Annotated in this window: 10 protein-coding genes; 4 read left to right on the forward strand and 6 right to left on the reverse strand. The window is 66.3% G+C overall.

What is annotated here, in order from left to right; genetic code table 11:
• Window positions 1-163 (reverse strand): LysR family transcriptional regulator (locus FFS27_RS21455; RefSeq protein ID WP_137952197.1); only part of this gene is annotated, 163 nt, incomplete at its 3' end.
• Window positions 164-270: 107 nt separating this feature from the next.
• On the opposite strand from FFS27_RS21455, the gene FFS27_RS21460 reads away from it, so the two are divergent.
• On the forward strand, window positions 271-1,053 hold the full coding sequence (locus FFS27_RS21460; protein WP_021265199.1) for a sulfite exporter TauE/SafE family protein: 783 nt from the start codon (window positions 271-273) through the stop codon (window positions 1,051-1,053).
• Here the strand turns inward: FFS27_RS21460 and FFS27_RS21465 are convergent.
• The 4 genes from FFS27_RS21465 to FFS27_RS21480 form a co-directional block, all read right to left on the reverse strand.
• A complete protein-coding gene (locus tag FFS27_RS21465) occupies window positions 1,038-2,180 on the reverse strand; it encodes a class II histone deacetylase (protein ID WP_003113816.1) in 1,143 nt (380 codons plus the stop codon). The two genes, FFS27_RS21460 and FFS27_RS21465, sit on opposite strands and share 16 nt — an antisense overlap.
• Before the next feature lie 29 nt (window positions 2,181-2,209).
• Window positions 2,210-3,367 (reverse strand): MFS transporter, encoded by a 1,158-nt coding sequence (locus FFS27_RS21470; protein WP_015502438.1) that lies wholly within the window; start codon window positions 3,365-3,367, stop codon window positions 2,210-2,212.
• Window positions 3,368-3,379: 12 nt separating this feature from the next.
• The gene (locus tag FFS27_RS21475) at window positions 3,380-4,276 is read right to left on the reverse strand and encodes a transporter (RefSeq protein ID WP_003137876.1); all 897 of its coding nucleotides are present in this window, start codon (window positions 4,274-4,276) and stop codon (window positions 3,380-3,382) included.
• Window positions 4,277-4,410: 134 nt separating this feature from the next.
• On the reverse strand, window positions 4,411-5,388 hold the full coding sequence (locus FFS27_RS21480; RefSeq protein WP_021265198.1) for a helix-turn-helix transcriptional regulator: 978 nt from the start codon (window positions 5,386-5,388) through the stop codon (window positions 4,411-4,413).
• 263 nt (window positions 5,389-5,651) lie between these two features.
• Here FFS27_RS21480 and guaB point away from each other — a divergent pair, with 263 nt between their 5' ends.
• On the forward strand, window positions 5,652-7,121 hold the full coding sequence (gene guaB, locus FFS27_RS21485; RefSeq protein ID WP_003092702.1) for an IMP dehydrogenase: 1,470 nt from the start codon (window positions 5,652-5,654) through the stop codon (window positions 7,119-7,121).
• Window positions 7,122-7,200: 79 nt separating this feature from the next.
• Window positions 7,201-8,778, forward strand: coding sequence for a glutamine-hydrolyzing GMP synthase (guaA, locus tag FFS27_RS21490; RefSeq protein ID WP_003105901.1), 1,578 nt, complete (start codon window positions 7,201-7,203; stop codon window positions 8,776-8,778).
• A gap of 81 nt (window positions 8,779-8,859) precedes the next feature.
• On the opposite strand, the gene FFS27_RS33315 is transcribed toward guaA, so the two are convergent.
• A complete protein-coding gene (locus FFS27_RS33315) occupies window positions 8,860-9,093 on the reverse strand; it encodes a hypothetical protein (RefSeq protein ID WP_171019214.1) in 234 nt (77 codons plus the stop codon).
• Between FFS27_RS33315 and FFS27_RS21495 the strand changes: the two genes are divergently transcribed.
• Window positions 9,080-10,205: tyrosine-type recombinase/integrase (locus FFS27_RS21495; protein ID WP_137952198.1), on the forward strand; the 1,126-nt coding region annotated here is incomplete at its 3' end. The genes FFS27_RS33315 and FFS27_RS21495 overlap by 14 nt on opposite strands.

The following is a 10,205-nucleotide window of genomic DNA, read 5'->3' on the forward strand; positions in this document are numbered from 1 at the left end:
AGATGGTATAAGAGACAGGCAGTGGGGTGCCGATGCTGTCCTCCAGTTCGCGCACCTGCCGGCTGAGCGCCGACTGGGCGACGAACAGGCGTTCGGCGGCACGGCTGAAGCCGCCGGACTCGACGATTTCGACGAAATAATGGAGTTGCCGCAAAGAGATCATCGGAAGACTTTCCATGCCTTTTCGAGATGGCTACAGGACTCGGATTGTATTGGCTGGCGTGCCGTTGCGCTCGCTAGAGTGCGCAGGTCGTCGTTCCGGAAGCCGCCATGTCCTCGCTCGATCCGTCAGTCCTGTTCGCCGCCCTGCCGTTCAGCCTATGGCAATGGCTGCTGGTCGAACTGGCCATCGTCCTCGCCTATGTGGTGTTCGGCATCGCCGGCTTCGGCACCGCGCTGGTCGCCGGCCCGTTGCTGGCCGGGGTGCTGCCGCTGTCGCAGATCATTCCGCTGCTGGTCCTGCTGGATTTCAGCGCGTCGTTCGGCAACTGGCTGCCGGCGCGGCGGCAGATCGCCGTCACTGAGCTCAAGCGTCTGCTGCCCTGCATGCTGCTGGGCTGTGCGCTCGGGGCGTACGGACTTCTGGCGCTACGCTCGGAGCTGCTGATGCTGGCCCTCGGCGTGTTCGTCAGTCTCTATGCGCTCTACGCGCTGTTCCTCCAGCCACGCGGCCAGCCGCGCTGGCGGGCGACCTGGGCGTTGCCCTTCGGTGTCTTCGGCGGGCTGTTCGGCGCGTTGTTCGGCAGCGGCGGCTTCCTTTATTCGCTGTACCTGAACGGACGCCTGGCGAGCAAGGAGCAGATGCGCGCCACCCAGAGCGCGCTGATCGGTTGTAGCACCTTCGTCCGCCTGGGGCTGTTCCTGCTCGGCGGGCTGTATGCCGCGCGCGAGCCCTGGCTGCTCGCCGCCTGCCTGCTGCCGGGCATGGCGCTGGGCCTGTGGATCGGCCGTCGGGTGACCCTGCGTCTGTCGCGTGAAGCCTTCGTCCGCCTGGTCACCTGGCTGGTGCTGTGCAGCGGCCTGGCGCTGGTCGGGCGCTACCTGGCCGCTTGAAGCGGCTGCGCCGGGCACAGGCCGAACTGTGCGGCCAGCTCTTCGAGGCGCTGGCGCTGGAAGTCGCGGAACGCCGCGTTGGGCTGCTGCAACTCGATGAAGTCGCGCAGCGGGTCGCGCACCGCGCTGCGCACGCCGCTGAGTTCTTCGATCACAGCCAAGCCGCAGAACGGCACGTAGGCTTCCGAGTAGCCGCCTTCGTGGACCACCACCAGGCGTCCGCCGGCATGCCGCTCGGCCGCGTCGCGAACCATCGCGGTCATCGCACGGAAGCTGTCGCTGTGCAGTTGCATGCGTGCCAGCGGGTCCACCGCGTTGGCGTCGAAGCCACTGGCGACCACGATCAATTGCGGGCGGAAGCGCTCCAGCGCCGGCAACACGATGCGTTGCATGGCCTGCATGTAGGCGTCGTGACCGCCGCCGGGAAGCAGCGGCACGTTGAGGTTGAAGCCACGACCGCGATCCTCGCCGATGTCTTCGGCGCCGCTGTAGCCAGGCGGGAAGCAGCCGTCCTGATGCAGGGAAATGCTCAACACGTCGTCGCGCCGGTAGTAGATCGCCTGGGTGCCGTTGCCGTGGTGCACGTCCCAGTCCAGCACCGCGACCCGCTCGACGCCGTGGCGCGCCTTGGCCGCCTCGATGGCCACGGCGATGTTGGCGAAGAAACAGAAGCCCATCGCCTGGTCCGGCAGGCAGTGATGACCTGGCGGCCGCGACAGCGAGTAGGCGTTGTCCGCCTCGCCGGCGAGCACCGCGTCCAGCGCGGCGATGGCCAGGCCGGCGGAGAGTCGGGCGATCTCGTAGCTGCCTGGGCCGATCGGCGCGTCCTGGCCGAGGCTGCCGCCGCCGGCGTCGCTCAACGCCTTGAAGCGTTCCAGATAGTGCGCCGGATGCACGCGCAGCAGGTCCTCGTCGCTCGCCGGCGGTGCGCTGCGCAGTTGCAGGCGGGCGGTCAGGCCGGACACGTCGAGCAGGCTTTTCAGCCGGCGCTTGGTTTCCGGTGATTCGGCGTGTCCGGCGGCGGCAGGCGGTTGCACCCAGCCGCCGACCGGCAGGGTCAGCGCGTGCGGGCCGGCGGCGTGCCAGAGGCAGAGTTCGTCGAAGAAGAAAGCGGTACGTCGGGTCATGGCGGGTATCCGTGGTTCGAGAAAGGGTTTCAGCGTGGCCGGCAGGCCAGGGCCAGCAGCAGCGAGAGGCCGGCCAGGCCGGCGGCGATCGGCAGCAGCGGGAGGAAACCGCCGCTGCTTTCGATGAGTCGTCCGGCCAGCGCCGGGCCGATGGCCAGCCCGCCGCCGATGACCAGGTTGGAGGCGTTCATCAGGCGGCCGGAGCGGTCCAGATCGGCGAGGCAGGCGAGGATGAACGGCAGGGCGAAGGTCCAGGTGAACTTGAACAGCAGCGCGGCCAGGGCGAAGCGCGCCAGCGGTGGCTGGCCGATCAGCAGGAGGATCGCCGCGGCCATCGCCAGGTAGCCGCCGAGCAGCATCAGGTCGCGCGGCAGGCGGTTGCCGATGAAGGAGGCGCAGGCCGCCCCGGCGATGCCCATCAGGGTGGCGACGGCGAGTACCTCGCCGCTGGCGCCGGCACCGATCCCCGCGCCTTCGGCGATGGCGCCGATGAAGGTCCAGACGCCGCTGAGGCTGATATAGAAGGTGAGCACGGCGAGGATACCCAGCCCGACCCGCAGTCGCGAGTGAACCGCGCCGGTACTGGCGCGGGCTTCCGCTGGCGGGCTGCCACTGGGGAAGGCCCGCGACAACGGTAGGGCGAGGCCCATCAGGCCGGCCAGCAACAGGTAGCAGGCGGCCAGGCCGAAGCGTTCGAACAGCGCCGGCAGCAGTGCCAGGCCGACGGCGCCGACCACCAGTTGGCCCATCACCCAGAGCCCGTAGACCCGGCTCGGGGTGGCGGTGCTGGCGGCGCTGGACAGGCAGAGGATCATCAGCGAGCCGCCGGCGAGGGCGCTGCAGAAACGCAGGGCGAGCAGCAGCGGGTAGCTGCCGGCCAGCGCCGAGGCCAGGTTGGCGGCGATGAACAGCAGGCCGGCGAGCAGCGCCGCGTGGCGCCAATCGACGCGTTTCAGCCAATGGAAGGCCGGCAGCGTCGCCAGGCTCATGGCGCCCAGCTCCACCGAAAACAGGTCGCCGACCCGCGCCGGGCTCAGTTGCCACTGGGCCGCCAGTTGCGCGGCGACGGCGGGGGCGGTCATCAGGATGGTCGGGGTGATCGCGGCGAACACCACGATGGCCGCGAGCAGCGCGAGGTTGCCGGACGCCGGAGAGGCGCTGGCGAGGGTCTTGTCGGAAGCGTTCATGGCTGCGCCTCCTCAGAACACATGGACCAGGCGCAACAGGGCCTGGCTGCCATGGAACGCATTGTCGGTGGCGACGTTGCGCGAGAGACCGAGCATCAGGCTGTTGCGCCGGTCCAGCCAGTGGCCTAGCTCGAAGCCGAGTTGGGTGTAGCGCTGGTGGGTGTCGTCGAGGGTATGGCCCTGCAGCTTCAGTTCGCCGCCATCGGCGTGCACCAGCTTGAGGGCGCCGTAGGTGCTCTGGCTGAAGTCGTAGGAGGCGAAGGCCTGCAGGCGATAGAGCGGTTTCTGCTCCAGGTCGCTGCCGAAGTAGTCGTCGTTCTTCGCGTAGAACTGCGCTTCCAGGTTGGCTTCCAGCACCCAGTCGCGGCCGATGCCCTGGGTGTAGTTGTAGACGAAGGTGGCGCCCCAGCGGTTGGCGCCGGGCGAGACATCGGGGTTCTTCGCGTGGTACTCGCCCAGCGGCAGGGTGATCAGGGTCAGCAGGCCGCTGTAGCGGCGCCGTTCCGGGTCGTTGATGAAGAACAGGGTGCCGCCGACCTGGGGATCGCCGAAACCGGCCTCGCCGGTATGCCCGGCGCTGCCGGGCAGGCGCGCATCGATGTCGACGAAGGGAATGATGAACTGCGGCGTGCAGAGAGTGCCGCAGATGTCGCTGAAGAACACCTGGCGGTAGGCCACCGCGTTGGTCTTGAGTTCGGCCTTGCCGTTGCGATCGGCCGGCCCGTGGAACTCGTGGGCGCGGGTCGCCGGCAGGTAGAGTACGCCGAGCGTGGTGCCCGCCGGGGCGCCGAAGAAGTCGCGGGCGTTGAGGTCGGCGGCGCCGGCCTCGGCGCCCAGCAGGAGCTGGATGCCGAGCAGCGCGAGGGCGCTGGCGGTCGGTACGGCCATCGAGGCGGTGCGGTGGGTCATGTGACGGTCTCCCCGGTCGTTGTGTGCCCGGCGTTCGTCGCGCCGGTGGTGGTTGCGCCTTTTCGCAGGCGAAAGGGCGCCCATGCCGCCCTTGGCGGGGCGGTCGAAGCGGTGATGGCAGGGGTGGAGGGCTGTCAGCCAGGCGGGAACTGGTGCAGCAGGTGGGCGATGCTCGCCTTGTCGTTGACGCCGAGCTTGGAATAGATGGTGCGTATGTGATGGCGCACGGTGTTCGGCGCCAGGCCGAGGTGGCGGGCGATCTGCTTGTAGGTCTTGCCTTCGCTGAACAGCAGGGCGACGTCGCCTTCGCGATTGCTCAACTGTTCGATCGCGCTCGGTTGCCGCGCGGTGAGCAGGTAGAGGTCGCCGACCTGCCGCGAGTCGATCACCAGGCGCGCATCGCGATAGCCCTGCGGGCTGGTTTCCTCCGGCAGCTGCGGACCGGTCCAGCCCGGCCAGGCGTCGAGCAGCAGGTCGACGAAGCCGCGTTCGGCGCAATGCAGCACGCCGTAGCGGTCGCATACCGCCATGGCCAGAGCCTGGCGTTCGAGGGATTCGCGCAGGGCCACCAGGGTACGGATCTGGTTGGCCGAGACGGCCGCGGCCAGGTGCGCCGAGAGTTGCCCGAGGAGCAGCTTCTCCTGTTCCGCGAAGGGCGGGCCGCCAGGCGTGCGATAGAGGGCGACATGGTCGCTGAGGCGGGTGATCGGGTCGACGTGGATCACGCAGAGCAACTCACCGATGTCGTGACGCGCGCCAAGCCAGCGCAGCCCGGCGGTGGCCTGCATGTTGACGGCCACGGCGGTGCCCGGGTGGGCGTGTACCAGGCCGACGGTGATGTCGTCGTGGCTGATCGATTTCCAGTCCTCGACATAGTGCTCTTCGAGGTTGAACAGATGTGCGCTGTGCTCCACCGGCACGCCGTCGATCAGCGCCGCGCGGCCCCACCAGGCACGCTGGAACGGCACCAGTTGCTGCAGACGTTCCAGCGCGGTGCGATGGAAACGCTCCAGGGTCTTGTCGCGCGCCAGCCGGTTGATGTCCAGCACGGCGGCGCCGAACGCCGCGAGCAAGGCTGCGGATGACGAATGCGGGTCAGTGCTCCCTTTCATTCTCTCCCCCGTCCCACTTTTATAGTTCTTGGAATCGGCGTCCCGCCGCCTGGGCGGTCGCTGGGTGACGTACGCAGTATCCGGCCATCCGCCGCCGCGCTGCCATCCTGCAAATGCGGGATAGGACAGGCGGAACGGGGCCTGGCGGGCGCCTTGCAAGATATTTGCCCATTCGCCGTTTTCGGCGATCAACTGCGTTGAGCGGAAGCGCGTGGCTGGGTATAATGTCGCGCTTCCATTTTTCCCGTCTGGGAGCGCCCGCCATGCTGCGAATCAGTCAAGAAGCCCTGACTTTCGACGACGTCCTTCTGATCCCCGGTTATTCCGAAGTCCTGCCCAAGGACGTGAGTTTGAAAACTCGCCTGACCCGCGGCATCGAACTGAACATCCCGCTGGTATCCGCCGCGATGGATACCGTGACCGAAGCCCGCCTGGCCATCGCCATGGCCCAGGAAGGCGGCATCGGCATCATCCACAAGAACATGGGCATCGAGCAGCAGGCCGCGGAAGTCCGCAAGGTCAAGAAGCACGAGACGGCCATCGTCCGCGACCCGGTCACCGTGACCCCTTCGACCAAGATCATCGAACTGCTGCAGATGGCCCGCGAGTACGGCTTCTCCGGCTTCCCGGTGGTGGAGCAGGGCGAACTGGTCGGTATCGTCACCGGTCGCGACCTGCGGGTGAAGCCGAACGCCGGCGATACCGTCGCCGCGATCATGACCCCGAAGGACAAGCTGGTCACCGCCCGCGAAGGCACCCCGCTGGAAGAGATGAAGGCCAAGCTCTACGAGAACCGCATCGAGAAGATGCTGGTAGTCGACGAGAACTTCTACCTGCGTGGCCTGGTGACCTTCCGTGACATCGAGAAGGCCAAGACCTACCCGCTGGCGTCCAAGGACGAGCAGGGCCGCCTGCGCGTCGGCGCCGCCGTCGGCACCGGCGCCGATACCGGCGAGCGCGTTGCCGCGCTGGTCGCCGCCGGGGTCGACGTGGTGGTGGTGGACACCGCCCACGGCCACTCCAAGGGCGTGATCGAGCGTGTGCGCTGGGTCAAGCAGACCTTCCCGGACGTCCAGGTGATCGGCGGCAACATCGCCACCGCCGAGGCCGCCAAGGCCCTCGCCGAGGCTGGCGCCGACGCGGTCAAGGTCGGCATCGGTCCGGGCTCGATCTGCACCACCCGCATCGTCGCCGGTGTCGGCGTGCCGCAGATCTCTGCCATCGCCAACGTCGCCGCCGCCCTCGAAGGCACCGGCGTACCGCTGATCGCCGACGGCGGCATCCGCTTCTCCGGCGACCTGGCCAAGGCCATGGTCGCCGGCGCCTACTGTGTGATGATGGGCTCGATGTTCGCCGGTACCGAGGAAGCGCCGGGCGAGATCGAGCTGTTCCAGGGCCGTTCCTACAAGTCCTACCGCGGCATGGGTTCGCTGGGCGCCATGTCCGGCTCCCAGGGCTCGTCCGACCGCTACTTCCAGGACGCCTCCGCCGGCGCCGAGAAGCTGGTGCCGGAAGGCATCGAGGGTCGCGTGCCGTACAAGGGCGCCCTGTCCGCCATCGTCCACCAGCTGATGGGCGGCCTGCGCGCCGCCATGGGCTACACCGGCAGCGCCGACATCCAGCAGATGCGCACGCAGCCGCAGTTCGTCCGGATCACCGGCGCGGGCATGGCCGAGTCCCATGTCCACGACGTCCAGATCACCAAGGAAGCCCCCAACTACCGGGTTGGTTGAGGCTGATTGAAATGAGTGCTGCACGGGGCTGTTCGATTCAGCCCCGTGTCGTTTTCGAATTCCGTAGCGAGAGATGGCCATGTCCCAAGACATTCACGCCCACCGTATCCTGATCCTCGATTTCGGCTCCCAGTACACCCAACTGATCGCCCGCCGCGTGCGCGAGATCGGCGTGTATTGCGAAATCCATCCCTTCGACATGAGCAACGAGGCGATCATCGCCTTCGCGCCGCGCGGCATCATCCTCGCCGGCGGTCCCGAGTCGGTGCACGAAGCCGACAGCCCGCGCGCGCCGCAGGCGGTGTTCGACCTGAAGGTGCCGCTGTTCGGCATCTGCTACGGCATGCAGACCATGGCCGAGCAGATGGGCGGCAAGGTGCAGGGCTCCGACCTGCGCGAGTTCGGCTACGCCCGCGTCGACGTGGTCGGCAAGGCGCGCCTGCTGGACGGCATCGAGGACCACGTGGACGACGACGGCGTGCTCGGCCTCGACGTGTGGATGAGCCACGGCGACAAGGTCACCGAGATGCCGGCCGGTTTCCACATCCTGGCCAGCACCCCGAGCTGCCCGATCGCCGCCATGGCCGACGATGCCCGCGCCTACTACGGCGTGCAATTCCACCCGGAAGTCACCCACACCAAGCAGGGCCTGCGCATTCTCTCGCGCTTCGTCCTCGACATCTGTGGTTGCGCCGCGCTGTGGACCCCGTCGAACATCGTCGACGACGCCATCGCCACCGTGCGCGCCCAGGTCGGTTCCTCCAAGGTCCTGCTCGGCCTCTCCGGCGGCGTGGACTCCTCGGTGGTCGCCGCGCTGCTGCACAAGGCCATCGGCGACCAACTGACCTGCGTGTTCGTCGACAACGGCCTGCTGCGCCTGCACGAAGGCGACCAGGTGATGGCCATGTTCGCCGAGAACATGGGCGTGAAGGTGATCCGCGCCAACGCCGAGGACAAGTTCCTCGGTCGCCTGGCCGGCGTCGCCGACCCGGAAGAGAAGCGCAAGATCATCGGCCGCACCTTCATCGAAGTCTTCGACGAAGAAGCCACCAAGCTGCAGGACGTGAAGTTCCTCGCCCAGGGCACCATCTACCCCGACGTGATCGAGTCGGCCGGCGCCAAGACCGGCAAGGCCCACGTGATCAAGTCGCACCACAACGTCGGCGGCCTGCCGGAGGACATGCAGTTCGAACTGGTCGAGCCGCTGCGCGAACTGTTCAAGGACGAAGTGCGCAAGATCGGCCTGGAGCTGGGCCTGCCCTACGACATGGTCTACCGCCACCCGTTCCCCGGACCGGGCCTGGGCGTGCGCATCCTCGGCGAGGTGAAGAAGGAGTACGCCGACCTGCTGCGCCAGGCCGACCACATCTTCATCGAGGAACTGCGCGCCTTCGACTGGTACCACAAGACCAGCCAGGCGTTCGTGGTGTTCCAGCCGGTGAAATCGGTCGGCGTGGTCGGCGACGGCCGTCGCTACGCCTGGGTCGTCGCCCTGCGCGCGGTGGAGACCATCGACTTCATGACCGCGCGCTGGGCGCACCTGCCCTATGAACTGCTGGAGAAGGTCTCGAACCGCATCATCAACGAGATCGCCGGTATCTCCCGGGTCACCTACGACGTGTCGAGCAAGCCGCCGGCGACTATCGAGTGGGAGTGAAATCAGGTCCTTCGGGGACTATCGTCAGCTATCGAAAAGACGCCGTAACGTGTTGATTTAAAAGCAAATATGTTACGGCCGCTATCGGTGACTATCGCAGGCCAGCAGAACAGGTTGGCGGTGGAACTGGCGGTAAGAACTGAAGGCCGGATTAAGACCGTCCCGTTCACTATCCAGACCTAAACCGTCTTTGACGGTAAAGGTCTGCTCGGGAAAGCTTGTTTCATGCGGCTTTCCCGGCATCAGCAGGTCTCCTGGCCCCTGACGGTAAAAGCCGTCAAGAAACAGGAGAAAAACCTCGATGCTTACCGACACCGCACTGCGGAACCTCAAGCCTAAGTCCAAGATTTATAAGGCTTCTGATCGCGACGGGATGTACGTAACGGTATCGCCCAGCGGTACCGTCACCTTCCGCTACGACTACCGTCTCAACGGACGTCGCGAAACTCTGACGATCGGCAGGTACGGACCTGCCGGTATTTCTCTGGCGTTAGCTCGCGAAAAGCTGATTGATGCCAAAAAGACCGTCGCACAAGGCAAGTCACCTGCTCTGGAAAAACAGCGCGAGAAGCGCCGGCTAACCGCCGCGAAAACTTTCGGCGAGCTGACTGGAAAGTGGCTTGTGGGTGCTCGAATGGCCGACAGCACAAGGGCCATGCGCAAGAGCATCGTCGATCGTGACATCCTTCCCGCTTTCGAGAACCGGCAACTCAACGAGATCACCGCCGATGATCTGCGTGCTCTCTGCAACAAGGTGAAGGCCCGCGGGGCACCCGCCACCGCGGTGCATGTTCGCGACATCGTGAAGCAGATCTATGCCTTTGCGATCCTGCACGGCGAAAAGGTAGACAACCCAGCTGAAGACGTGGGCGCTGCGTCCATTGCGACCTTCGTACCCAAGGATCGCTCGCTGTCACCGCTGGAAATCCGGCTGATGTCGCGGCAGATGGAGTCGGTGGCTACCTATCCGACGATCCGGTTGGCGCTGCGCATGATCTTGCTGACACTGGTTCGCAAGAGCGAACTGATCCAGGCCACCTGGGATGAGGTCGACTTCGAGAGTGCGACATGGACTATTCCGAAGCACCGGATGAAGGGACGCAACCCCCATGTGGTTTATCTATCCCGCCAGGCTCTCGACATCTTCATAGCGCTGCACACCTGCGCAGCCGGTTCCAAGTTCGTGCTGCCCTCGCGCTATGACGCCGACCGCTGTATGTCGAACGCGACCTTGAACCGCGTTACGCAGATCGTGGCTGAACGTGCCAAGGCCGCTGGGCTACCGTTGGAGCCATTTACCGTCCATGACCTGCGTCGTACCGGCTCGACGCTACTGAACGAAATCGGCTTCAACCGCGATTGGATCGAGAAGTGTCTGGCCCACGAGGATGGGCGCTCTTCGCGCTCAATCTACAACAAAGCCGAGT

This window comes from Pseudomonas sp. 2VD, from assembly GCF_005503585.1.
GTDB lineage: Bacteria > Pseudomonadota > Gammaproteobacteria > Pseudomonadales > Pseudomonadaceae > Pseudomonas > Pseudomonas aeruginosa.